26 protein-coding genes are annotated in these 23,915 nt (G+C 68.0%); 13 read left to right on the forward strand and 13 right to left on the reverse strand.

Annotation, left to right across the window (positions count from 1 at the left end; all coding sequences use genetic code 11):
- Positions 1-138: 138 nt before the first annotated feature.
- From ACFOW4_RS00420 to ACFOW4_RS00430, 3 genes are all read right to left on the reverse strand, one after another.
- The gene (locus tag ACFOW4_RS00420; protein WP_377523407.1) at positions 139-1,035 is read right to left on the reverse strand and encodes a hypothetical protein; all 897 of its coding nucleotides are present in this window, start codon (positions 1,033-1,035) and stop codon (positions 139-141) included.
- A gap of 209 nt (positions 1,036-1,244) precedes the next feature.
- Complete coding sequence (locus ACFOW4_RS00425) at positions 1,245-1,628, reverse strand: FAD-dependent oxidoreductase (protein WP_377523409.1); 384 nt, start codon at positions 1,626-1,628, stop codon at positions 1,245-1,247.
- Position 1,629: 1 nt separating this feature from the next.
- Positions 1,630-2,049: a hypothetical protein gene (locus tag ACFOW4_RS00430; RefSeq protein ID WP_377523410.1), complete on the reverse strand. Its 420-nt coding sequence runs from the start codon at positions 2,047-2,049 to the stop codon at positions 1,630-1,632.
- A gap of 284 nt (positions 2,050-2,333) precedes the next feature.
- On the opposite strand from ACFOW4_RS00430, the gene ACFOW4_RS00435 reads away from it, so the two are divergent.
- On the forward strand, positions 2,334-3,125 hold the full coding sequence (locus ACFOW4_RS00435) for an alpha/beta hydrolase (RefSeq protein ID WP_377523412.1): 792 nt from the start codon (positions 2,334-2,336) through the stop codon (positions 3,123-3,125).
- A gap of 252 nt (positions 3,126-3,377) precedes the next feature.
- On the opposite strand, the gene ACFOW4_RS00440 is transcribed toward ACFOW4_RS00435, so the two are convergent.
- Positions 3,378-3,536, reverse strand: coding sequence for a hypothetical protein (locus ACFOW4_RS00440; protein WP_377523414.1), 159 nt, complete (start codon positions 3,534-3,536; stop codon positions 3,378-3,380).
- 165 nt (positions 3,537-3,701) lie between these two features.
- Here ACFOW4_RS00440 and ACFOW4_RS00445 point away from each other — a divergent pair, with 165 nt between their 5' ends.
- The 3 genes from ACFOW4_RS00445 to ACFOW4_RS00455 all read left to right on the forward strand — a co-directional run bounded on the left by ACFOW4_RS00445 (position 3,702) and on the right by ACFOW4_RS00455 (position 7,498).
- A complete protein-coding gene (locus tag ACFOW4_RS00445) occupies positions 3,702-4,868 on the forward strand; it encodes an amidohydrolase family protein (protein ID WP_377523416.1) in 1,167 nt (388 codons plus the stop codon).
- Positions 4,869-5,149: 281 nt separating this feature from the next.
- A complete protein-coding gene (locus ACFOW4_RS00450; RefSeq protein WP_377523417.1) occupies positions 5,150-7,003 on the forward strand; it encodes an FG-GAP-like repeat-containing protein in 1,854 nt (617 codons plus the stop codon).
- 243 nt (positions 7,004-7,246) lie between these two features.
- Positions 7,247-7,498 carry a hypothetical protein gene (locus tag ACFOW4_RS00455; RefSeq protein ID WP_377523419.1) on the forward strand — a complete coding sequence of 84 codons (252 nt, stop codon included), beginning with the start codon at positions 7,247-7,249 and terminating at the stop codon, positions 7,496-7,498.
- A gap of 59 nt (positions 7,499-7,557) precedes the next feature.
- On the opposite strand, the gene ACFOW4_RS00460 is transcribed toward ACFOW4_RS00455, so the two are convergent.
- Positions 7,558-8,214: a DUF1524 domain-containing protein gene (locus tag ACFOW4_RS00460; protein WP_377523446.1), complete on the reverse strand. Its 657-nt coding sequence runs from the start codon at positions 8,212-8,214 to the stop codon at positions 7,558-7,560.
- A gap of 282 nt (positions 8,215-8,496) precedes the next feature.
- Here ACFOW4_RS00460 and ACFOW4_RS00465 point away from each other — a divergent pair, with 282 nt between their 5' ends.
- Positions 8,497-9,444, forward strand: a complete 948-nt coding sequence (locus tag ACFOW4_RS00465; protein WP_377523420.1) for an endonuclease/exonuclease/phosphatase family protein — start codon at positions 8,497-8,499, stop codon at positions 9,442-9,444.
- A gap of 101 nt (positions 9,445-9,545) precedes the next feature.
- Here ACFOW4_RS00465 and ACFOW4_RS00470 read toward each other — a convergent pair whose 3' ends face one another.
- The gene (locus ACFOW4_RS00470) at positions 9,546-10,616 is read right to left on the reverse strand and encodes an ATP-dependent DNA ligase (protein WP_377523422.1); all 1,071 of its coding nucleotides are present in this window, start codon (positions 10,614-10,616) and stop codon (positions 9,546-9,548) included.
- Between the two features lie 521 nt (positions 10,617-11,137).
- Between ACFOW4_RS00470 and ACFOW4_RS00475 the strand changes: the two genes are divergently transcribed.
- On the forward strand, positions 11,138-12,031 hold the full coding sequence (locus ACFOW4_RS00475; RefSeq protein WP_377523423.1) for an IS982 family transposase: 894 nt from the start codon (positions 11,138-11,140) through the stop codon (positions 12,029-12,031).
- Between the two features lie 21 nt (positions 12,032-12,052).
- Here ACFOW4_RS00475 and ACFOW4_RS00480 read toward each other — a convergent pair whose 3' ends face one another.
- The 3 genes from ACFOW4_RS00480 to ACFOW4_RS00490 form a co-directional block, all read right to left on the reverse strand.
- Complete coding sequence (locus tag ACFOW4_RS00480) at positions 12,053-12,520, reverse strand: hypothetical protein (RefSeq protein WP_377523425.1); 468 nt, start codon at positions 12,518-12,520, stop codon at positions 12,053-12,055.
- A gap of 592 nt (positions 12,521-13,112) precedes the next feature.
- A complete protein-coding gene (locus ACFOW4_RS00485; protein ID WP_377523426.1) occupies positions 13,113-13,286 on the reverse strand; it encodes a hypothetical protein in 174 nt (57 codons plus the stop codon).
- Positions 13,283-13,501, reverse strand: a complete 219-nt coding sequence (locus ACFOW4_RS00490) for a flavin reductase (protein WP_377523427.1) — start codon at positions 13,499-13,501, stop codon at positions 13,283-13,285. Before ACFOW4_RS00490 ends, ACFOW4_RS00485 begins: the two co-directional genes overlap by 4 nt.
- Positions 13,502-13,828: 327 nt before the next feature.
- Between ACFOW4_RS00490 and ACFOW4_RS00495 the strand changes: the two genes are divergently transcribed.
- A complete protein-coding gene (locus tag ACFOW4_RS00495) occupies positions 13,829-14,230 on the forward strand; it encodes a GntR family transcriptional regulator (RefSeq protein WP_377523429.1) in 402 nt (133 codons plus the stop codon).
- Between the two features lie 176 nt (positions 14,231-14,406).
- Here ACFOW4_RS00495 and ACFOW4_RS00500 read toward each other — a convergent pair whose 3' ends face one another.
- From ACFOW4_RS00500 to ACFOW4_RS00510, 3 genes are all read right to left on the reverse strand, one after another.
- Positions 14,407-14,766: an ASCH domain-containing protein gene (locus ACFOW4_RS00500; RefSeq protein WP_377523430.1), complete on the reverse strand. Its 360-nt coding sequence runs from the start codon at positions 14,764-14,766 to the stop codon at positions 14,407-14,409.
- Between the two features lie 1,233 nt (positions 14,767-15,999).
- Positions 16,000-16,383, reverse strand: a complete 384-nt coding sequence (locus ACFOW4_RS00505) for a hypothetical protein (RefSeq protein ID WP_377523432.1) — start codon at positions 16,381-16,383, stop codon at positions 16,000-16,002.
- Positions 16,384-16,974: 591 nt separating this feature from the next.
- A complete protein-coding gene (locus ACFOW4_RS00510) occupies positions 16,975-17,229 on the reverse strand; it encodes a hypothetical protein (protein ID WP_377523433.1) in 255 nt (84 codons plus the stop codon).
- A gap of 306 nt (positions 17,230-17,535) precedes the next feature.
- Between ACFOW4_RS00510 and ACFOW4_RS00515 the strand changes: the two genes are divergently transcribed.
- From ACFOW4_RS00515 to ACFOW4_RS00525, 3 genes are all read left to right on the forward strand, one after another.
- Positions 17,536-18,075, forward strand: coding sequence for a hypothetical protein (locus tag ACFOW4_RS00515; RefSeq protein WP_377523435.1), 540 nt, complete (start codon positions 17,536-17,538; stop codon positions 18,073-18,075).
- A gap of 187 nt (positions 18,076-18,262) precedes the next feature.
- Positions 18,263-18,745 carry a hypothetical protein gene (locus tag ACFOW4_RS00520; protein ID WP_377523437.1) on the forward strand — a complete coding sequence of 161 codons (483 nt, stop codon included), beginning with the start codon at positions 18,263-18,265 and terminating at the stop codon, positions 18,743-18,745.
- A 1,103-nt stretch (positions 18,746-19,848) separates the two neighbouring features.
- Positions 19,849-21,066, forward strand: coding sequence for a low temperature requirement protein A (locus ACFOW4_RS00525; RefSeq protein WP_377523439.1), 1,218 nt, complete (start codon positions 19,849-19,851; stop codon positions 21,064-21,066).
- Between the two features lie 337 nt (positions 21,067-21,403).
- On the opposite strand, the gene ACFOW4_RS00530 is transcribed toward ACFOW4_RS00525, so the two are convergent.
- A complete protein-coding gene (locus ACFOW4_RS00530) occupies positions 21,404-21,919 on the reverse strand; it encodes a hypothetical protein (RefSeq protein ID WP_377523440.1) in 516 nt (171 codons plus the stop codon).
- A 332-nt stretch (positions 21,920-22,251) separates the two neighbouring features.
- Here ACFOW4_RS00530 and ACFOW4_RS00535 point away from each other — a divergent pair, with 332 nt between their 5' ends.
- From ACFOW4_RS00535 to ACFOW4_RS00545, 3 genes are all read left to right on the forward strand, one after another.
- Positions 22,252-22,797 carry a hypothetical protein gene (locus tag ACFOW4_RS00535; RefSeq protein ID WP_377523442.1) on the forward strand — a complete coding sequence of 182 codons (546 nt, stop codon included), beginning with the start codon at positions 22,252-22,254 and terminating at the stop codon, positions 22,795-22,797.
- 116 nt (positions 22,798-22,913) lie between these two features.
- Complete coding sequence (locus ACFOW4_RS00540; protein WP_377523443.1) at positions 22,914-23,240, forward strand: transposase; 327 nt, start codon at positions 22,914-22,916, stop codon at positions 23,238-23,240.
- Complete coding sequence (locus ACFOW4_RS00545) at positions 23,237-23,707, forward strand: IS3 family transposase (protein WP_377523445.1); 471 nt, start codon at positions 23,237-23,239, stop codon at positions 23,705-23,707. Before ACFOW4_RS00540 ends, ACFOW4_RS00545 begins: the two co-directional genes overlap by 4 nt.
- The last annotated feature ends 208 nt before the right edge of the window (positions 23,708-23,915 follow it).

The raw sequence follows: 23,915 nt of genomic DNA on the forward strand, positions 1-23,915 counted from the left end.
GGTTGCGCGTTCTCGGCGCAGCGGTCTCGATCATGGCCAGCACGATACGGCGCGCGCGCTCATCGGCATGACCGCGCAGCGCAGTGGGCTGGGCGCCGCCAACGCGCGGACAGCGGCCATGAGAGTGCATCGACTCGGTTACTGCATGATGGTGACCGGTGGATGCTCCTGCGAGGCGGTGCACCGGTAGACCTGGAGTGTGTAGCCACGACCAATTTCCACCTGGGTCGGGGTGTGGTCGACGGACTCGTCCTCCTCGGCGATGGGACGCCAGCTGCGGCTGTCGCCGTCCCATTCGTCGCTGGGGATGGTGAGAAGGGGTTCCAGAGGAGCGCCGCAGCACCGGAGCTCATCAGGGCCCGCCGGGCTCCGGAAGGTAAAAAAGGCGGACCAGCCCCCGACCTTCCAACCGGGAGCGATTGACAGATCGCCCCTGTAGCCCGGTTGCTTCTCGTCCGGTGACTGGAGGAGCTCCCTTTCTCGGGAGATGATGCGTTCCGCCAGCTTGTCATCCAGCTCGTGATAAGCCGGGTACTCGATGACCTGCTCTGGGTCCAGAACGCAAGGCTCCGGCACGTAATAGCCCTGGCCGACGAAGGCCGGCTCGGGCGGGTGCATCAGCAGGTTCCGCACGCTTGTGGACCGCCGCCACCGTAGGTGCACCGCCGACCGCGCATCCATGATTTCGTCGAACGGGCACCACAGCACCTGAAGCATGTCCGTGCCATCGGGACAGGGCAGATCAGGGACGTCCCGGGCGTAGAGCTGCGCCAGCGGGATGAGCGGCAGCGGCTCCACCGGCAGCAGCGCCGGGTCGTAACCGGCATCTACGCGGTCTACGACCACCTTCTCATCGGGAGTGAGCAGGTTCGTTCCCGGCGGCCTGGGCCGTTGCCACGCCGCGGCGAGGATGCGTCGACGCGTGCGGACGTCCTCCAGCGTCGTCAACTCGTACGGCTCGTGCCTGTCGCCGCATGTCGGCCAGGCCTCGCCTACCGGCCACAGCAAAGGCCCGCCCACCGAGCTGTCATGCACGGTCGGGTCTCCTGGGCGGGGATGAAGGCGGGTGGCGGTCCTGGCCCTCGCTGCCAGTTCCGGAAACAACGAGACCACGTCCAACGGACGCGGTGGGGTGGTGCGCGTCATGATTCCCTCGCAGACCCGGGACTTCCGACAGCAGCGTACTGCTCCCCGTCGCGACGACAACCGCATGCCGCGCGGTCAACCTCGTCGTGACACCGTCGTCACCGGTCCCCTCGACGACGCGTCGCGCCGCTAATCCGCCCCTGACCTCGGTACAACGCGATCCCGGCCGACTGCAGCCACGACACCTGCCCGTCGTCCTTTCCACGCGACACGAAGGAGTCCCGGTGACCCAGCACGGCCGCCACGTCCAATTCGCCCGTCACGGCCTCGCGGGCACCCGGCACCTGCCGCGCCGCCCGCAAGGCGGACGCACTACGCAGCAAAGCCTTGGTCGGCATACACGCCCAATACGAGCACTCCCCGCCGACCAGCTCGCGCTCGACGATCACGGTGGTCGGGCCGCCCTGCACCGCCCGGTCGGCGACGTTCTCCCCGACCGGGCCCGCACCAATCACCACGACGTCGTACTCGGTGGCGCTCATGTCAGTTGCCCTTTGCGCTGCGGCCGAGGCGGAAGGCGGCAATGAGGAAGAAGATGGCGCCGGGGATGGCGTAGCCGGCCGCGTTGGTCAGCGACGGGTTGTCCGCTGAAGCACCGGCGATGAAGGACCCGCCGGCCAACACCGAGATGCCTCCGCTGATGATCATCGGCCACTGCCCGCCCATCTTGCGACGAGTGACACCCACGATCAGCTGAACCAGGCCGGCGACGACCGCCCAGGCACCCCACACCCTCAGCACCGCCGGAATGCCGGACGCGCAGGCGACACCCACGCCGACGGCGGTGATCAGACTGACCGCTATGTTCACGTACAGCAGGGCCGGCGAGCCAGTGGTCCGCGACGAGCGAAGGTCGTAGATGGCAGCGCCCACGTCGAACAGCGGGTAGAGCACGAAGAGCACGACCGTGAGCGGATAGGCGGAACCCTAGGCGGCTGACTAATCCGGTGCTACACCCTCTCGGCGGGCCCCGGCCCGGCGCGCGTGTCGCGTACAGCCAACGATCGACGACCCAGGTCAAGGGCGCGCAGTTGATCATCTACCCGGATGCCCCGCACGGCATCACGAAAGGCACAAGGACCAGCTCGGCCGCGACCTGCTGGAGTTCGGGACCCTCCGCCGGCTCCTCTACGACGTCCCGTAGTATTTACTACGTCTCGTAGTACCAACCCTGAAGGGATACCCAAGTGAGCACCATCGTCCTCATCCACGGCCTCTGGCTCACCCCGCGCAGCTGGGAACACTGGGTCCCGTACTACGAGAGCAAGGGCCACCGGGTGCTTACGCCCGCGTACCCGGGCTTCGACGTCGAGGTGGAGGCGCTGCGCGCCGACCCGACACCGATCGCCACAGTCACCGTGCCGGAGACCATCGCCCACCTGGAGAAGGTCATCACCAACCTGGACGAGAAACCAATCATCATCGGGCACTCGTTCGGCGGAACCTTCACCCAGCTGCTGCTCGACCGCGGGCACGGCGCCGCCGGTGTCGTCATCGACTCCGCACCGCCGGAAGGCATCCGGGTCACGCCGCCGCCGCAGATCAAATCGCTGTTCCCGATCCTCAACAACCCGGCCAAGCGCCACCAGGCCGCGGGTCTCACACCCGAACAGTGGCACTACGCGTTCACCAACACCCTGTCGGCCGAGGACTCGAAGGCCGCCTACGACCGGTACGCCATCCCGGCGCCCGGCAGCTGGGTGTGGCACGGTTTGCTGGCCAATCTCACACCCGGCAAGCAGGAGACCTGGGTCGACTTCCGCAACGCCGACCGGGCGCCGCTGCTGTTCATCGCCGGAGGGTCCGACCACACCATGCCGCCGTCGGTCAACAAGTCCAACGCCCACCACTACAAGGGCGAAGGCACGATCACCGACTACATCGAGTTTCCCGGCCGATCGCACTGGACCTGCGCCGAGCCCGGCTGGGAACAGATCGCCGACACGGCACTCGACTGGGCGCTGCGGCACGCCCGGTGAGGCCCGGCTGACCCACATCGGCGGACCGTGCTGATTGAGACGGCCGGATGGTGTCTGCTCACCGACCCACTTTCGATCCGCCCGGACGCCGCCGTTCGTTCGGCTGGGGCACGGCCTCCCGCAAGGAGGCCGGCCCCGCCGTCCAGCCGTCGGCACTCGGACCGCTCGACGCGGTACTTCTCAGTCACGACCATCACGCCGACGACCTCGACGACGCGGGCCGGGCAATCCTGCCCACGGCAACCGCCGTCATCACCACCGAGGCAGGGGCTCGCCGCATCGGCGGGGTCGGAACCCTCCGCCGGCGCCGGCGATGAGGATGTTCCGCGCCGGCGCCAGCGCGGCGAACAGCGGCGGTACGGCCAGCGAGAAGGCGCCGGAGTCGACGGGCAGCGCGGCAGGATGCATCACCGCTTCATGATTACGCACACCCGCGCCATCCGGGCCCCGCAACCCCCGCTCGGACGACCGGCCGATGGCGGCAGCGGGCCTGGCACGGTTAGCTGATTACCGCCGGCTGAACCCGCTGAGCGGAGCGTAGGCCGAAAGCCCGTCGATGACGTGGTGGTGGTCGACATGTTGGCGATTCGTGGCGGTGCCGCCTTCGACGGGGTCAGTCCTGTCCTGGTCGAGCAGCCCCTGGTGCTTGTCGACGACGGGCGAGTCGTCGACGTGCGGGCCGGCGGTGCGCCGCCTCCGGGGACAGAGGTGATCGATCTGGGCGGTGTGACGTTGCTGCCCGGCCTTGTCGACGCTCACGTGCACCTGGTCTTCGACGCCAGCGCGGACCCGGTGGGCGCCATCGAGAGACTGCCGGACGAGGAGCTGCTCGGTCGCATGCGTGCCGCGGCGCGGACCTGCTTGGCGGCGGGAATCACGACGGTGCGGGACCTGGGCGACCGGGCCTATCTCGCGTTGCGGCTCCGCGACGAGTTGGTCGCCGAGCCCGCTGCTGGTCCGCAGATCCTCGCGGCCGGCCCGCCCGTCACGACCAGCCGGGGCCACTGCTGGTTCCTCGGCGGCGCGGCGGACGGGGTCGACGGCGTCCGGGCCGCGGTACGCGTCCGCGCCGAGCGGGGCGTCGACGTGATCAAGGTGATGGCGACCGGCGGCGAGATGACGCCCGGATCGCTCTCGCATGAGTCACAGTACGGGCCGGACGAGTTGCGAGCGGCCGTCGAGGAGGCTCACCGCCACGGACTGCCCGTGGCGGTGCACGCCCACGGCGTATCCGGAATCGAGCACGCCGTCGCCGCGGGCGTCGACACGATCGAGCACTGCTCGTTCATGACGGACGACGGTGTGGACTCACGCCCGGACCTGATCGCGGCGATCGCTCGGGCCGGCATCGTCGTCTCGGCGACCCTCGGGGTCGTTCCCGGCTCCGCACCGCCGCCGCGGATAGCCGCTCGACTCGGTGGGTTCCTGGCCAACCTGCGTCAGATGCGGGACGCCGGCGTCACGGTGGTGTGCGGCAGCGACGCCGGCATCGGGCCGCCGAAGCCGCACGACGTCCTCCCGTACGGCGCCGCGATGTTGGTCGACTGCGGGTTCCCGCCGGTCGAAGCGCTGCGCGCGGTGACCTCGTCGGCCGCACAGGCGTGCCGGGTCGGCGAGCGCAAGGGGCGGCTGGCGCCCGGCTTCGACGCCGACCTGCTCGCCGTGGACGGCGATCCCCTCGCCGACATCACCGCCATCCGCGCCGTCAGGGCCGTGTTCCGCGCCGGCCATCGGGTGCGCTGAGATCCCCAGGTCCCTGAGGGGCGCGAGCCGGCACACGAGCCGAAGGTCCACCGCGCGGGGCGTCGACCGTCAGCGGCACGACTCGCCGTCCGGCCTTGGTGGGAGTACAAACAAGACACTCGGTGAATGACGGCACGGGGAGGCTACTGATGATCGGATCCAGATCCTCCCCTGGCGGGCGGCCCGCTGCCCTGGCCGCGGCCGGGCTCATGAGCGCGATGCTGACACTGGTGTGCGCGCCATCGGCGGCGGCAGCCGGTTCCCTGGTGCCACCGTCCGGCGTGAGCGCGCGTGCCTCCGGCACGAGCACCATCGTGATCTCGTGGAACTCGACCGCATCGACCTCGTTCTACCGCGTGCTGCGCGCCACCATGTCCGGCGGCCCGTACTCCGTGGTCGGCACGGTCCCGACGACGTCGTTCACCGACGCCGCTCTCACGCCGGCCACCCGGTACTTCTATGTGGTCCAGTCGGGATCCGGCAGGAAGCTGTCCGCGGATTCGACGGAGGCCAACGCCGTGACCGCGTTCACCGCGCCTGCCGGTGTGCACGTCAACGCCACGGGATCTGCCATGGACGTGCGGTGGGAGGTGGTGCCGGGTGCGGTCCGTTACGAGGTCCTGCGGGTCGCACCCTATGGGACGTGGACGGCCATCGGATCGACCACGGCGATCACGTATCGCGATGAGAACGTCGTCAGCGGCAGCTATTACGGGTACGCGGTACGTGCCGTGGCGCCCAACGGGGCGACCGGGACCTCCGTGAACGTCTCCGGGCATGCGGGTCCGGCGACGAGGATGGACTTCACGGTGTACCCGGCCAGGGCCGAACCGGGACAGTGGGTCCTGCTCAGCGCCGAGGTACGCAACGCCGACGGCTCCCGACCGACCGGCCCGGTGGACTTCTACCTCAACGGTTCCTGGCTCAAACAGGTGGAGCTGGGCGGCGGCCGGGCAGAGCACGTGGTGCAGATGGGCACGCAGTCGCTGACGTTCTCGGCCCAGTACCAGGGCGATGTGCTGCCCGTGACGGGTGCCAGCGGGTCCGGGCCGGTCATCTCCTCCGCCCATCCGGCGTACGGGTCGCTGACGCTGCAGCCGGCGCAGGCGCGGGCGGTGGGCGGGCAGGCGATAGCCCTGGCGAGCGGGGACCTGACCGGTGACGGCCTGAACGACGTGGTGGTCACCAGCCAACGGACCGTGGAGCAGTCCTACGAGGCCGGGTTCGACCTGTTCGTCCAGCAGGCTGATCACACGCTGGCCCCGCCGCGGTACCACGCCGTGTCGCCGAGTGGGGGCGGCCTCACGCCGACCATCGCCGACGTCGACGGCGACAGCCGAGCGGACCTGGTGATGACCGGCGGGAACGGCGTCGACGTCTACCGGCAGACCCCGCAGGGGTTGGCCGCCCCGACACCGGTGTCGTTCGGCACCGCGGTCACCGCCGCCCGCGTCCTCGACCTCAACGATGACGGCGTGCGCGATCTGGTGGCCGCCGGGGCCGCGGGCGCGATGGTGCGCTACGGCACCGGCGGCGGAGCGTTCGGCGGACCGGTCAACCTGTTCCCACAGTACGGCGAGGTGGTGGTCGCGGACCTCGCTGGAGACAGCCGGCCGGACGTCGCTGTCCTCCGCGATCATGTGATCTCGGTGCTCACCCAGCTCGCGCCGCGGGAGTTCTCGGCACCGGTCGAGTACGCCGTACCCCCGGATCCGTGGCAGTTCATCGGCTCGTTCGCGGCGGGCGACGTCGACGGCGACGGTCGCCCGGACCTGGTGGTCAGCGTCGGGGGAAACAGCCCCTCCAGCCGCCTCGAGATACTGACGCGGGACGTCGCGGGAACGCTCGGCACGTGGCGGGTGTATCCGTCCCGGGACAACCCCGCGGGCGTGCTCCTCGCCGACATGAACGGTGACAGCCTGCTGGACGTGTTCACCACGCACACCGGCTTCGCCGGTGTCGGCGGGATACTGCAACGCCCGGACGGCTGGCTGGGACGCCAGGTCATCTACCAGCCGTACTCGGCCGCCGACATCGGCAGGTACGGGTTCGCGGCCGCCGACATCACCGGCGACGGCCGACTGGACCTCCTGCTCGCCGACCCGTGGGTCGGTTTGGTCACCCGCGTTCAGTAGCCGGCCGGCATGTGGCGTTCGCTGGGGCGGCGTGGGCCCGCGTGCGCGGGGCAGCGGGCCGCGTTCGCTTCCCGCCGCCTGGCCGCGACACGTTGGTAGCCGCCGGTTGGCCACCCAGCGTTCAGCACCCTTGCATGCCGTGCTGTTCCCACGACCGCGTGAGAATCGAGGACCGATGGCGGAGCTTCTCCTCAGTCGAGCACACCTCACCGACAGCCCATAGAACACCTGTACGATGCGCTGGTGCAGGAGGTGACGGGACGCTGGTGGAACGGCATCTGGGGGCGTCTGGGTCGCCGGGACGTGTGGCTGACCCGCGAGGTCCGGTGGAAGGTCGTCGCCCGTGCCGGCGACGCCGAGACAGGCCGGGTGCTGCGGTGGGAGTTCGACAGCGAGCCCGAGGCACTGGCGTTGGTGCAGCGTGTCCTCGACGCCGACGCGGGCGGCAGGTGGCGCGAGCAGATCGGTGATGCGGCATCCCTGCCGCCCCAGTGATGGCACGGCCCGGCCGGCGATCCCGTCCTGTGGGGCGGGGCCGCCGGCGGACCGCAGGGTCAGGAGCTGCAGGTGTTGAGCATGCTCTGCAGCGCGGACTTCTCCGACGACTGCAGGGTGAGACTCCAGCTGTATTTCACGGTGATCCACATCTTGCTGTAGGTGCACCGGTACGACGACAGGGGCGGCTGCCACGTCGACGGGTCTTGGTCGCCCTTGGCCTGGTTGACGTTGTCCGTCACCGCGATCAACTGGGGACGGGTGAGGTCGTTGGCGAAGCTTTGCCGCCGGCTGGTCGTCCAGGAGTTGGCGCCGGAGCGCCAGGCCTCGGCCAAGGGCACGACGTGGTCGACGTCGACGTCGGCGGCCGCCGACCAGGTGGCGCCGTCGTAGGGGCTGTACCAGCGGCCGGAGGTGGCGGCGCAGGAGCTGTCGACGACGACGGAGGTGCCGTCGCGCTTGAGGACCTGTTCGCGGGTGTTGCAGGTGCCGCTGATGGTGATCCAGTGCGGGAACAGATCCCGTGAATAGCCGGTGGTCGAGCCCTGCGTTGCCACCGTCAGAGCGTTGAGCTGTGACTGCGCCGTCGACTTCGAGGGGATTCCCGGCGGCGTCGCCATGGCCGGTTGCGCGTTCACGGCGACGAGACACGCGCCGGCGAGCGCGGCGGCGGCCACCGCGGCGATGCGTCGCCGCAGAGAGGATCGGGTGGACATCTGACTGTCGCGCATGGGGGCCTCCTGAACGACCGGGTGGACAGCGACCATCTCGAACGATCATGTCCATCGAAGGGCGTCCTTGTGAAGGGGTGGAGGCGCTTGCGCGAAGACCGCATTCAATACCCGGTCCCCCGCGCCGCGCCGTCAGCACCTCGCGGCCCTCGTGCAGCTGGTCTGCTCGGAGGGTGTCGAGATGGCGACGCAGCGGCAGTCGATGCTTCCCGCGGGCCTACAGTTCGGCCTTGAGGCTGGTAGCGGACCTGGATGCAGGGAGCGACGGTGGGCAACGACCTGATCGTCATGACGTGGAACGTGGAAAACCTGTTCCGACCCGACGACACCGACCCCTCGGCCGCGGAGACCTACGCCGCGAAGCTCACCTACCTGGCCGGGCTCATCTCCGGCACCGGCGCCGACGTCGTCGCCCTGCAAGAGATCGGCTCACCGGCCGCCGCTGACGATCTCCGCGCGGCCCTGGGCGAGCCCTGGCAGGCGGTCGTTTCCGCCCATCCGGATGGTCGTGGGATCCGCGTCGCCGTCCTCGCCCGGCACACGCTCACCGAGGAAGCGCAGATCACCGCGCTGCCGCAGGCCGGCCTGCCCGCGGTCCCCGACGTCGACGGCGACACGCTCACGCACCTGGGCCGCGGAGCGGTTCAGGTCCACGTCGACTGCGGCGGGTATGGCCTGCGGCTGGTCACCGCTCACCTCAAGAGCAAGTTGCTCATCTACCCGGGCGGACGGCGCTACCCGCTCAGCGAGGACGAACGCGCCCGCGGCGCCGGCTACGCCCTGCTGCGCCGCACCGCCGAAGCCGTCGCGCTGCGCGTGCACCTCAACGACGTCCTCGCCGAATCCGCTGTCACCGGGCAGCCCGGTATGCCGACGATTCTGTGCGGGGACCTCAACGACGGACCCGACGCCGTCACCACCGTCCTGCTTGAAGGACCCGCCGACGGGGACGTCCACCGCCCCGACAAGGGCGACGCGGTGCGGTTGTACAACCTCGGACGCCGCCTGCCACCAGCGCGCGCCTACTCCCGCATCTACCAGGGGCGGGGGGAGCTGATCGACCACATCCTCGCCACCCGCGACCTGCAGCTGCGGCTGGTCGGCATCGACTCCCTCGTCGACGACATCACCTCCATCGGCGTGTCCACCCGCAGCCGCGAGGCTGCCATCGTGCCGGACCACGCCCCGGTCGTCGCCCGCTTCACCCAGCCGTAGAGCAACGGCCAGCGGTCGCCGAGGGCGAGCACGGCCGTCCTCAACCTGGCCGGCTGAGGTTGCGCATGCCAAAAGCCAGGGATTGTCGCCGGTTTCGCCCGTCAGCCGCTCGGCGTCCCGAACGGGTCTTCGCCGTCACCGAGGAGCAGCGGCACGTCGTAGACCGACATGTCGGGCCGGGCTTTGGCGTACCGCACCCGGTGGCGCCACCGCCCGTGCTCGAACGCCACGTCGGCGTCGATCTCCGCCACCACAGTCGGTTCCACCTGCACGTACCGCAGCGGCTCGGGCCGCTCCAGCTGACCAGACCAGGACGCAGGCAGGGGCTCCGGCCACGGGTGGGCCACGGCGCCGCGGCGCGGCAGCCGCGGCGGCGCGAGCAGCGCGGCCAGCTCGACGGCCTGGTTGCCGGTCAGGGGATGGGTGCGGCCGGTGTATCGCAGCCGTCCCCGCCGGTCGAACCGGCCGAGCAGCACCGTTTCCGGACGGCTGATGGTGCCGGTCACCCCACCGACGACGGCCTCCGTGACGATCCGGGTCCGGAACTTCGCCCAGCCACGCCGGCCCGGCTCATACCGGCCGCCCGAGCGTTTGCTCACCACACCCTCGATGCCCGCAGCGACGGTCCAGTTCACCAGCCAGTCCGTCACCTGCCGCATGTCGGCCGTCTGGGGAGTCACGGTGAGCTGCGCCGGCGCGGCGGCGAGCAGCTGCTCCAGGCGGGCCCGGCGCTGCGACAGCGGCAGGTCCAGGATCACCTGCCCGCCGGCGTCGGCGAGGAGATCGAACACCACGTAATGGGCGGGACACTCGCGTGCCAGGCGCAGCAAGGCGCGGCCAGCGGTCACGCGTCGCTGCAGCTGCGCGAAGTTCGTTCGGCCGCGCTCCCAGACGATCAGCTCACCGTCGAGCACCACGCCTGGCGGGATCGCCGTCCGGATCGCACGGGTGATGTCCGGAAAGTAGGTGCTCAGGTTCCGGCCGGCCCGCGACTGCAGGTACACCCCGTCGGTGTCGCGGAAGGCGATCGCCCGCCACCCGTCCCACTTCGGCTCGTGCACCAGGCCGGGGCCCTCCGGCACCGCATCGACCGGCGCCGAAAGCATCGGCGCGACCGGCCGTAACAGCACCCGTGCCGCCGCCGCGCTGGCCCGCGGGCGGGCAGGAGTCACTTCCAGTCCCGCCCATGCTGACCGTGAACATGTCTCATCATTCGCCCCCACGTCATCGTGGGTACGAAAGAGGCCGTCTCGTGCGAAGATCCGCGACAACGAATCCAACCGGCTAATGGCACGAGTAGCGCTCGAACCAGCCAGCGAGGAAGGCGCTGATCATGTCGCGGCCCGCAGCGCCTCGGGCCACCTGCGCCCTGCGCTCACACACCCACGTCAGGAATCGCCAACCTGTGCGGCCCGCCCGCGGTCAGCCACTCCCCGCTGTGGCGTCAGCAGAGGGCCGCCGCGGACCGCCTGGCTGCCTGTAGGAGATCACGTCGGCGTTGGAACATCGGCACGGGCGGGATCTGCGCGTGCACCGCCCCGAGCCAAACGGGCGAGGCTCCGAAGACCGCTGTGAGTAGCCCATAGGCCTCCTGGGACACCTTGAGTGGGCGCTCGCCGCTGGTCTCCTAGACGAGTAAGTCCTAACCCTGGGCGGGGCTGCGGGCGCAGCGAAGGGTGTTGATGATCCGTTTGTGACGACAGACATCAACACCCTTCTCACCGCACTGTACGTGAAGATCGACGACTGGCTCGGGCGGCCTGCCCGCGTCGGACGGCCGCCAAAGCTGACCGACGCCGAGCTGCTGACCCTGGCCGTGGCGCAGGTGCTGCTCGGGGTGCGCTCCGAGGCCCGCTGGCTACGGTTCGTCCCCGCGCATCTGCCCGGAGCGTTTCCCTACCTGCCGGGCCAGTCCGGCTACAACAAGCGGCTACGCGCGGCACTGCCCCTGCTGAAGAAGGCGATCCGGGCGGTGGCCGCGGACACCGACCTGTGGACCGACGGGGTGTGGCTGGTCGACTCCACCCCAGTCGAGTGCGCCCGTTCCCGACCCACGGTCAAACGCTCGCAGCTGGCCGGCTGGGCCGGCTACAGCTACTGCGCCTCACACTCACGCTGGTTCTGGGGCTTGCGCCTGCACTTGATCTGCACCCCGGCCGGGCTGCCGATCACGTGGGCCCTGGCCGACCCCAAGCTCGACGAACGGCAGGTCCTCACCGCCATCCTGGAACACGACCCGGACCTGCTCGATGGCCGTCCCGGCCGGCTGATCATCGCCGACAAGGGATACGTCTCCGCCGAGTTGGACCGCTGGCTGGCCGAACGCGGAGTGCGGCTGCTGCGGCCGTCATACCGCAACCGCACTCCACGACCCGACGAACACCTGCTCAAACCGATCCGGCAGCTCATCGAGTCGGTCAACCACACCCTCAAAGGCCAACTCGACCTGGAACTACACGGCGGCCGCAGCATCGAAGGCGTCAGCGCCCGCATCGCCCAACGCCTCCTGGCCCTGACCGCCGCCATCTGGCACAACCGCAGCACCGGCCAACCCGTCACCCGGTCCCTGATCGCCTACGACCACTGACCAGCATTAGGACTTACTCGTCTAGCAGTCGTCCTGCTTCCACTTGCCGTCTTCCCGCACCCATGGCTCGTTGGTCTGGTTCAGCGCAGGCACGTCGTACGTGTAGGTCACTCGAGCGAGATCCCCCGAGATTTGGGCATCGAAGGTCTTGAGCGGCATCGCCTTGCCGTAGATCTGCTTGGCCGCAGTCAGCATGCCGGTGAACTCGCTGAGGGTCACGCGATCCTTGCACCTGGCCGAGAACAGGTCGTACGCGACGGTGGGCTTCGCGTCGAGGAAGGCGTCCGAGTACGCCAACACCGCCTGGCGAAGCTCCTCCTGCCCATCAGGCGCCTGCGCGGTCGCGCTGGCAGCCGCGCTTGACGGCGCGACGGCCGATGGAGCCGCAGATGTCGCGGACGCAGCGGCGTTTGGCTTATCGGCGGTGCCCGTGCAAGCGGTCAGAGGCAGCGCGAGAAGAGGCATTACGATCATGGCCTTGCGGATCATGGCGCGTACGGTACTGCCGCGATGCGCCTCGATCCCCGACGGCACCCCTGCCACGCCAGGCTGAGGGTGAGCACCGCGCCGGCCTGGCCGTGCTCACTGCCCGACCAACGCAACCGCACCGTCCGTCCCGGCCTGCACCAGTCCCCCTTGGGTGCGGGATAGCTCAGTGCCCCCAGACGGCCAGCATCGGCGCCACCAACGGCGCGGGTCCAATGTAGCCACGGATAATGAAGGAAAGGCGCCGATCTTGCTTCTTCCCTACCAGCCCGAGACCCCACCGTTCCCACGCCCAGCCCTGCTCGAAAAAGCCGTCGGGTACGGCCGGTCGGGCTACTCGGCGCCCTGCTCCCAAACTGCTCCAAAGCAAGGGCCGATAGCAGAAAAGCTCCTTACCGGCGACTCCGGCAACGAGCTTCCTACCTGCAGATATTCATGGTAGGCGATACTGGGATCGAACCAGTGACCTCTTCGGTGTGAACTCTTGGCGAGCCAGTCTGATCGGGCTTGATGCGAGGTCAACCGGCCTGCTGAGCCGCTTCTCGGCTCGGTTCGGCTGGCACGGTTGCTGCACTTCACTGCTGTACTGCTGGCATCACACGAGGCGCAGGATGCGGACCTTCGCGCGCTCGTTCGTCAGGTGTCCCTGCTTATGCTGGTGGACCTGCTCGTCCCAGACCTCCTGGTCGTAGTCCGGGTCCGGTGGGATCCACTTGTGGGAGCCGTCGCTGTAGTGGAACTTCTCGTCACCGGTCCGAAGGATGCTCATCGGGTCCAGCCAAGGAATCGGTAGTGCAAGTGGCCGGCGGGGACGTGGGCCATGTCCTGGGCGGCAACGACGAGTTGGGCGGCCAGGTAGAGGGCGAGTGAAATAGGGGCTCGGTCGTACTCGGCCAGCAGTTCGCGGCGGCGGGTCTGGCATGGCCATTCGGTGCCGCAGCCGCCGCACGTCCAGGCCGGCACGATCGGGTGGTGAGTCGTCATCTCGGGCCGCCCTGGCTTGGCCAGTGCCCCCGGTTGATCGGGATGCGGTGGTTGGCGCGGCAGGGCAACTCCCTTCCGCATCGGCAGACGGTCCGCCACCGCTGCCATGACCAGACGGGCCGATGCCGCCGGGCAAGCGTGAGGGCGACGGCGATCAGGTACTCGTCATACGAGACGCGCGGCACTGCTATCCCCCAGACATGAGTTGATGGCACAGCGGTCAACCAGGGCCAGGCACCCAGCTGTCCGCCTATCCATATCACCGTTACGACGTAGGACTGTAGATACAATAAGATGTAGAACTGTTGGACACGTAGCGTCACATTCGTGATCGACCCCAGCGCGGATCGCGCCGTGTTCCGGCAGCTTGCAGACCTGCTGCGCGCCCGGATCACTTCTGGCGATCTCGCGCCTGGCGCGTCGCTACCAAGTGAGTTGCGGCTGGCTCAGGAGTACGGGCTGAGCCGCACGAGTGTCCGACAGGCGATAGCGCTACTTAGGTCGGAAGGGCTCGTCATCGTGGAACCGCCGCGCGGCACGTTCGTCCGCGCCAACGAGCCGACCGAGACGGTGACCCTTCTCAAGGGCGACACAGCCTCCGCCCGGATGCCCACCCCAACGGAGCGGCGCGAGCTGGAGATTGGCGAGGGCGTTCCGGTCATCGTGATCTTCCGTGCCGACGGATCTCGCGAGACGTACGCCGCCGACCGCATCCGCATCGGCCGCTGACCTGCGCATTACGAGTCAGTCCCCGGCGCTGGTCCACTGCCTGGTCCTCCTCCTCGACCTGGTGCCTGGGTCCGCGATCGTCCGCTGCTGCTCGCCGGTTTGGCTGCTCACTTGGCTGCTCGGCGAGCCCGGACGCCTCACTCCAATCCGAGATGGAAGGCCACGAGCCAGTCTGCTCAGCCGGTGCGCACTAGCCGGAAGCGCTCAGCCACCACCAGGGTGTCGTCGTCAACGGTGAAGCCTGGATCGCCCAGCTCCGCGCGCACTTCCGCGCTGTGCCAGAACGCCTCGTGCCCGGCCCGCCACTGCGCCACCGACTCATCCCCCTCGCCCTCGTCCAAGGCGTGTTGCAAGTCGACATCGGCGAGCCGGACCACCCGCACCTCGGTCAGCTCGATCACCGCGACCCGCCGATCATCGGAGTCCACCACCGCCGATTGCTGGCCGGCCTCGGGCAGCGGCTCATTCGCGCGCTCATAGCCGACCAGCAGGGCGGAGGTGGTGGTCTTCGCGCCGGACAGGATCGCTGTCACCAACTTGTCCCGCAGCGGCCCGGGAAAGGCGAACTCAGCACGCGGAAGATCATCGAGTTCCGTCCGGGAAGGGTACGTGAGCGGGCCCCCTGCGGACTGACCTCTCGCTTACAAGGCGCTTTCGGCAAAGGTCGCAACGTCCGCTGACGTCCAATGGGTTCGACGTAGAGCCGACAGCCGTCCACGCTCGTCCGGCCTCAGCCGCCACCGTTGATGTCGGCCACGGATGTCAAGCCCAGCCCCTCAGGTCCCCGAAAACGGTCCCGGGCCTCCCGGATGGCTGCTGGCCCAACCGATGCCCCCGAGCGGTTGCTTCCACTCCGAGGCACGCCTCTTCGACAGGCCAGGCCATCGTTTACGCGCGGCCTGCCGACTGGCGCCTACCGCTGCGCCAAGCTCGGGATAGCCGGCACCGCACTGCACCGCTTCCTCGGCACTGGCGGACACGAGGTCAGCGAGAAGGCGACGCATCTGCTCACCTGCCGCCATCCGCGCGAGGTGAGCCCGCATCCGCTCCGCAGAGCTTGACTCCTGGGCAGCGCCGCCCCGGACATCCACATCAGAGTTGTGCAGCCGCTGCGCCCAGTCAGCGGCAACAGCACCCAGTTCCCGCCGTAGTTCCTGCCGCTCGTCAGACGTCAGCTCCCGCATGATCGGCTCCCTCGTCAGTGGCCTCCGACTCCAGAGTCCGCTCGACAACCAGGGTTGTCAACCGTCGCGGGCAGGTCAGAATCGGGCGGGCGGTGGCGAGGAGGCAGGACAGTGTCGCCGCTGATCACGTGCCGCCCTTACCTCGACGTGGCCTACGCATGACGAATCGGTTCCGTACTCCTGCTCCAGCAGGTTCTCCTGCTGGTCGGCCGGCCGCCTGCGTCCGTGATCGTCCGCTCATGCTCGCTGGCTTGGCTGCTCCATTGGCTGCTCGGCCGACGCCGCTCACAGCTAGTGCTCTTCGTCCCGTTAGCAGCACCCCAGGCACGCTTTCCAAGTCTGCTCGTCCCCGTACGCGCTTGACCGGGTCGGTTCGCTACCAAGGCGAACTCGACCAGCCGTTCGTCTACGGTCGCGCCCGCACGGTCACGAACGAGACGACAAGTGAGACGAAGGCGGGAGGGTGGCGTCGCTGCCGACCTCAGCTCTCATGGGATGTCTGTTACCGCTGCTATCGATCTTCGAGAGGTGCGAGCAGGTGCGATCCCGTCGGGGAGACGGGCTGGACCTGTCCGCCGGCTGCGGTCACAACTTTGCGACTGCGTCCTCGAACTTCTTCGCCTGCGACGGCTTCACCTTCCCGGTCAGCCGCACCAGGACCCGCCCGTCCGCCGGTCGATAGTGGTACTCGGTGCCGAGGATTTGTGCGCCTTTCAGGGCGTCTTGGATGTACGTCGATCGGGCGTCGGCGTCCTCTGCCGTCGCGAACACCTCGACCACCAGGCCGCGGTCGATGCCGTACTTCTCGGCGTCCTTGTCGCCTCCCGGCACGTCCGCTGAGGCACGGGACGTGTACTGCCCAGGGCGACCGAGCTTGTCATTGGGGTCAGTGTTCTCGTCCTGCTCGGCGATGTTCGACAGCGGAAGCCCAGCAGCGGTGAGGGCCTCGACCACGTCCTTGGCGCCCATCGCCGGCTTCTCGCTGGGGCTCACGGGGGCGGCTGGCGTCGTGGCACTCGCAACCGTCGACGGCCCTGCAGCGGCTGGAGGCTGGCTGTTGCCACAGCCTGCCAGAGCGAGGGCCAGAGCTGCGACGGCGCTGGTTGTGGCGAGCTGAGAACGATACAACAGGACTCCTCGACGTGACTTGCCACGCAGAGGCCGCGCGGCTTCGCCATGATCGACAATTCGCGTTGGTCACGCCATCGTCCGCGCGGTCGACCATCTTTGGCCATTTCGGGACCCTCTTCGCCCGAGACTTCGTCGAGACTGCCTGGCGGGTTGATCGTCCGCTACATCTCGGTCGACCCGGACCGTCCGGCGTCCTCGTCCGACGCCCGCCCGCCAGCGAAGCCTTCGAGAACACTCACCGCCTCACACGCTTTCGAGGTCTGCGATACGACGTTCAGCCACAATTGGTGAGGGTCATGAGCAGGGCGGGAAGCCCGGTCCGGTCACTGACGGATCGCCTCGTACGCTGGTGAAAGAGACCAGGACTGAGACCAGCAGAGCCAAGGCCGGCCTACCCGTCAAGGAGACGCATCGGAGCGAGCTTCCGGCCTATTCGCTTGTGGTGCCTTCGCCGGCTTTGTGCTCGTCGCCGGCGCCTTCCTCGGCGACAGGGTTCGAGTCCTCGGCAGAAAGGTCCTGCTCGCGCTTGGCGAGACTTCTCGCCTCGAGCTTCCGGTACCCGAAGGCGGCTCCCGCGACGACGAGGCTCACAACGATCGTCGCGCCGACACCGATCGCTCCGCCCGTCTTGGCACCATCGGCGAAGCCCTGATGGTAGCCGTGGCCCCACGACGGGTTGCCCATGCCAGTCCCCTTCCGCGTTGCTCGTGAATCGGGGTAGAGCTTAGCGGCAGGTTGCCACCTGCCGCCCCCCGTCAATGAGAGCCGGTTCGATGGCTCGGTGGAACCGACCTCTAGCCCATCATGGCGGCGGGGGCATAGATGCTCGCCTCTTGGCCGCTTCGTCCGATGTGCGGGCTGTCGGGTTTTCGACAGCGCAAGCATCGTCGGAAGCGAGCAGGATGCGGGATGGACGTCGATCTGCCACCGGCTGACGGATGACGGGCGGGTTGACAGCGGGAGCTAACACTGAGCGAGGAGGCTGGCACAGTGCTAGAGATCGGTGCGGCGCTGTCAACAATTGCTCAGATAGGCGTGACTATCCCTGGGTTCGCCGCTGTCATTACGTCTCTCCGTCATGAACCGGCGGGGCTCACCCCGGCGGAACGAGTTGGATTCGTTCTTATGCTGGCGCTCGCCTCGATTGCAGTTGTTGGAGCGCTCCTGCCATTTGCGCTGGATGGCGTCATGAGCGATGGCAATGTCTGGCGCTCATGCTCGATGTTCCTTTTCGCCACGCTCGCAATCACCTTGACGTACGGCATGATACAGGCGCAAAGTCGGCGCGGAACGGACTCGGCACCCCGCCGGCCGCGCATGTTCATCTGGACGGCTGTCCTCTTCTCGGTGGTTGCCGTCGCTCAGGTTTTCGCGTTGCGGTGGCCCGTCCCTGGCTGGCATCTCGGCGGCCTTATTGCAGCAGTCTGCGGCGCTGGATTCCAGGTCTGGGTAATGATTTGGCTGTCACCCGACGCACGACAGTCGGATCCAGCAGAACCGGCGGAAGAGCGAAGAAAGACGCACCACTAGTGGAGGCCTGAGCGCCAGAGATTGAAGGGCAAGTGCCACAAGCCGAATAGTGGCTACGTCGCCTGGTTTTCGTCAGGACCAGGAACACCTGACACCGAGTACTGCGCAGGCCCACATCATGCAGCTATGCAGGCGAGAAGGAGGCATTTTGATTTCCGCCCTAGCCGACGTGATCACATCCCTAGGCGTGGTCGCATCGCTCGCTTTTGTGGCGTTCCAGACTCGTCAACTCACGAGACAAACGCAGACCAGCAATGGAATTGCCGCCTTGGGTGCCATGTACAACGGTCTTGAACGCCTCCACCAGATCCAGGCGATTCTCATTGAAAGGCCCAATCTCCGCCCCTATTTTTACTCGAACAAGGTGCCGCTCGATCTAGATCCCGAGGAGGGGACCAGACTCCTGCTGCTGGCGGAACTGCTTGGCGACGTCCTCGATTACGGCCTCATGGTCGTTGATCTGATGCCGCCCGTTAAGGAATACGAGGGGTGGCATGATTTCGCTACATTTCTCCACGAGCACAGTCCGGTACTACGGCAAATTGCTTATGAACACCCCGAGTGGTGGGTCAGACTCATTCGCCATTGGCAGGAAGCCGGCCTGAGGCCCCCAGCCGCGGAGCAATCCGACTTGGCTGGGAAGCCACGACTCAGCCCATCCAGTGGGTAGAGGCGGCCCGGCATGCCACACCACCTGACGAAGCGGGACTTAAACCCTGAATCCCTCTGGCGCAGCCTCGATCAATTGCAATCGGGCGAATCGGCCGCCTGACCGCGGCGAATTCTCGCGCTGCCTTACAGCGGTTGACAGCCCTTGTCGGCGTCACTTGTGCCCGCGTTGTGCCCGGTGATCTTGCCGCCCAGATCTCTACCAGGCACGCTGTCTGCCATGAATCAGGCGGACCAGTTGCCCAGGTCCAACCAGAACCCTCGGTACCTCCGGTACTCCAGCGCCGTGTCGGCGCTGCGATGGATCATCGACGACTTGGCCAAGGAGTGGGCGGCGCATCCGCCGGCGCCTGACGACGGGTCGGTGAGCTAGAACCCTTCGTCCCGAACACCGTTGCGGCGCATCGGCTGCTGCCGCCGGCTGTTATCCCGTGCCGCCCAGTGCGACCCCTACCCCGCCTGTTGCCGTCACGTCCGTGACGCTCTCGGGCAGCTACTGAACTACGCCGCGCACACCGCTCAACCGGTCAACCGCCTGACCGCTCTCTTCCCCACCGCACCGGCGCCCGCGGACATCCGACTCCTTCACACCTACGGCATTGACTGCCTGTACTGGGAAGGCGGCGACATCTTTACCCGCTCGAAAGCACCGGCTTCCGCGCGTGCCCGAATCCGGTCGTTCTGGTCCGGAGGGCATGAATAGTTCCCACTGATGGCAGACCCAGATCACGTCGCCGGCTAGCGCCCAGCACGCCTTTGCCGGGGGCCCCATCCACACGCTTTCCAAGTCTGCTCGGCCCCATACGCGCTTGATCGGGCCGGTTCGCCACCTAGGCCAACTCGAAGGCCGTTCGTCTATGGTCGCCCCCGCACGCCAACGAACGAGACGACAAGTGAGACGAAGGCAGGAGGGCGCCCGATCATCCTGATCTAAAGGTCGCCCCCGGCGCCCAGACGTAAATCCAACGGTGGGCCGGTCCCCTGATCGGGGCATCGTGGTCGGGCCAGGAGTGGTGGGGGGGTGTCACCGGTGAGTGGCTTCCCTCTGGGTGTACGACGTCCAACCCCCGGTGATTCAGGGTTGTGCGGGCGAGTATGAGCGGTATGGGGCATCGGGAAGGCGGTGGACAGGGTCAGGACCTGTTGCAACGTCGCGACGACGTGCGGCAGGCCAACTTCCTGGAACTGTTCATCGACCTGGTGTTGGTGTTCGCCCTGGCCGGGGTGGTCAGCCGGGTCGCGCGGGACATCGTCAGCGAAGACGTTGTCGTCCGGTGGCGGTCGATGGCTTACCTGCCGGTGCTGGCGCTGCCGCTGATCTGGTTGTGGATCACGACCGCGCACATCACCAGCTGGTTCGACCCCCGCCGCCGCAAGATCCAGTGGATCGTACTGGCCAGTGCCTTCGGGCTGCTGGTCATGTCGACGTCGCTGCCGTACGCGTTCGTCGGTCGCGGGTGGGCGTTCGTGCTGCCGTATGTGATCCTGCAGTGCGGCCGGCCGCTCATCCTGATGCCGGCGCTGCGCGGACACCCCCTGCGGCAGCTTTACCGCCGGTCGGTGCTGTGGTTTGCGGCCACGGCGGTGATCTGGTTCGCCGGCGCGGCCGTCAGTGGCGGCGCCCGGGCCGCCCTGTGGGGGGCCGCCGTGACCGTTGACATCGTCGCCGCGCAGCTGCGCTGGCCGGTACCGGGGATGGCCCGGCCGCCGGTCAGTGCGTGGGCCATGGACAGCCGCCACCACCTGCCCGAGCGCTACCAGCAGTTCCTGATGATCGCCCTCGGGGAAACCGTGCTCGCCGTCGGCGCCACGCTGACCAACCAGCCGGTCACCGCGGCGACCGCCGTGGGGCTGGTGGTGGCGTTCCTGTCGACGGTGCTGCTCTGGCGCATCTACTTCTACCGCTCCGGCCAGGTCCTCGCCGAAGCCGTCGCCGCGGCGGGGGACAGGGAAGCCGCCGGTCGCGCCATCGGCACTGCCCACTTCGTCATGGTGATGGGCATCGTCGCCGCCGCCGTCGGCTTCGAGATCGTGCTGAAACACCCGGACGGCCGGCCCGAGCCGGTGTGGCTCGTCGCGATCATCGGCGGTCCAGCACTGTTCCTTTACGGCCGCATCCGTCTGGAACGCGTCGTGTTCGACCGGCTTTCCATCCGCCGCGTCGTCGCCATCGCCGCCCTGGCGGTCGCCGCCGTCCCCCTGTATTTCGCCCCGCCCCTGGGCGCTACGGTCGTGGCCGCGCTCGTCCTGCTCGCCGTCGCCCTCGCCGACGCCCGCCACGCCGCCGGCCGTTCCCCCGAGGCCCCCTCCCCGGCGCACTAGGTCGGAGCCGGACACACTTCGTCGGCTCGTGCCGATCGTTGCCGATCAGTGCAGTTGAGCAGCTGACGCTAGGCGTCCTCTGCTGCCTCGTACCCACCTGGATCAGTGGGCTTGCTGTCTCATCGCTGCCTTGGGCCTCGGCCTGGTGGTCGCCGTCGTCGTCCTGAACCTATGGATTGCCGGCGAGGCGGTCGCTGACGGCCCGGTAGGCAAGTCGCGAGCATTGACCGGCCGGTCGAGGGCTGTGACGGTGCCGTGGGTTGCTGTACTTCCCTGCTGTACGGCGACCGGGCCCGTCTGCGGTGGCAGGGACCGGCTGGCGAACTCCGTGCGTTGGTCAGGGGAAGAGCCTCGCCACCACTCGATGGCTGGTTACGACCATCGGAAGCGCCATGGCGTAGGGCATCACCATGCTTGCCTTCGGGTGAGAGAACATGTTTCGAACGCGACGGCCCGTCTCCACGATGTCCTCGTCTCCCTCGTCCTCGGGCGTGACCAGCTTGAGCGAGACAGCTCGGTCCCACAACGCCTTCCAAGTCAGCGGTTGCCCGTTCTTACCGTTGACCGAGGCACCTTCTATTTCGATCTTCGCTCGCAGTGCTGCTTCGACGGCATGCAGGGAAGCCAGTACGCCGAAGGGCAGCAGGTTGTACGACACCAACGACCCTACGCATGCTTCCCTCGCTGCCTGGAGGAGCGACTGGACACCCTCGGGCGCCTGATCGACGGGAGGAAGACCAGCGAAAATGTTGCGGAGGGAGCTCTCGGTGACCGGACGAGGCTGGCCATCCACGTCCTTGCCGAAGCACATGCCGAGCGTGCGAGGGTCTCGCTGAAGAACGATCAGATCCACGGGCAGAGCATGATCCTGGGCGGACTCACGTGCAAAGCGGTTGTCGAAGACTTCTCGCTTACAAGCTCTGTGCCGTTCGTCCGCCGCTGGCCGCCCACGTCCGCCACCTCGGGCGACTGTTCACGGTAGGCGCCCGACGGCTGTCCTCGTCCGGGCTGGTTGCTGTCAGCGCTGCTGTCAACGACCGCGGGCGGCAACAGCTGCAGGGTGCCGGTCCTGCTCCGTAGCCCGTCCGCGTCAGTCTTGTCAGAGGCGACGATTAGGGTGCCGGCTGTGGCGCGAGAGTTACGGGGAGTCCCCCTGAACCTGCGAAGGGACGAAGGTAGCTGAGCATGTTCAAGAAGCGCCTGCCGACCCCGGCTCACAACAGCGAGAAGGAACTCTCGGCGTGGGCACTGGGCGAGCTCGCCCAGTGGTTCACGATCGCACAAGAGGTGCCGGGGCGACACTGTGGCGGCCGCACTGTCCGCATCGATGCGGTCCTGCGTCCCCGCGACCGCGAGCTTTGGCGTGACCCGGATATCGCGTTCGGCGTCGAGTTCAAGCTGGCCTGCCGGCACTCCTGGGATACCCGTGAGTACACAGCCTGGGCTGCGCAGATGGTCGACTACACGCATGTCGACTGGGCTGGGTACGGACGCTTGCCGATCCTCGCTTGCCCGTCCCTGGTCGAACCGTTCTCCACTGGGGAAGGCGGTATCGGCAGGGCGCAGCTGCTCGCACATCTGCTCGGTCAGTTTCGGGTTGGGGAGCTGACGCGTACAGCGCAGGAAGGGTGGTCGATCCTGATGCACGACACGCATGTGATGTGGTCGCAGGTGAGGGGCGTCCGTGAAGGGCAGCGTTGGGGACTCAGGCCCCCCGTCGGCAACCGCTAGAGGCCGAAGCTACAACACGCGGTTTAGGAAGGGCGTAGCGCCTACAAAGCCACCCCTTGCCCTACTGAACCGCCCCGGATCTTGTAGAGACTTCCCCGCTTGGGAAGGATCGAGAGATGGCAGGAACGAAGCCGTATCCGCAGGAGCTGCGTGATCGGGCGGTGCGGATGGTCGCGGAGGTGCGGCCGAACTACGAGTCGGACTGGGCGGCGATCACGGCGGTGGCGGGCCGGCTGTGGATCGGCACGGCCGAGACGTTGCGCAAGTGGGTCCGTCAGGCGCAGGTCGACGACGGGCAGCGGCCGGGGGTGACGTCGGATGAGTCGGCGGAGCTGAAGCGGCTGCGGCGGGAGAACGCCGAGTTGCGGCGGGCGAATGAGATCTTGAAGGCCGCGTCGGCTTTCTTCGCGGCCGAGCTCGACCGGCCTACGACACGCTCGTGAGCTTCGTTGACGAGCATCGGGGCCGCTTCGGCGGAGTCGAGCCGATCTGTCGCGTGCTGCGTCAGCACGGGCTGCAGATCACCCCGAGCGGCTACTGGGCGGCCAAGAAGCGTCCGCCGTCGAAGCGGCAGGTGCGTGATCAGCAGCTGACAGAACTCATGCGCGAGATCCACTCGGCGAACTACGGCGTCTACGGAGCCCGCAAAATCTGGCACGAGCTGCGCCGCCAGGGGCATCCGACGGCCCGGTGCACGGTCGAGCGGTTGATGTGTGACGCCGGCCTGACCGGCGTCGTGCGGGGCAAGAAGATCCGCACCACCACCGCTGATCCTGGACATGAACGCGCCGGCGACCTGCTCAACCGGGACTTCACCGCCGCCCTGCCGAATCGGTGCTGGGCCGCGGACTTCACCCATGTGGCCGCCTGGTCCGGCGTCGTCTACGTGGCGTTCGTCGTCGACGTCTAACCCAAGGCGATCGTGGGTTGGTCCGCGGCGACGAACAAACGAACCCCGCTGGTCCTGGCCGCCCTGGACATGGGGCTGTGGCGCCGTGATCGCGCCGGGCAGCCGGTCGGGGCGGGCCTCGTGCATCACAGCGATGCGGGCAGTCAGGGCGGATTCAACTGGTCGTCGCAACACCTTGATCACGGAGGTTTGCGATGGGACGCGGTAA

The sequence above is a fragment of the Micromonospora sp. GCM10011542 genome, assembly GCF_042650685.1.
Lineage (GTDB): Bacteria > Actinomycetota > Actinomycetes > Mycobacteriales > Micromonosporaceae > Micromonospora.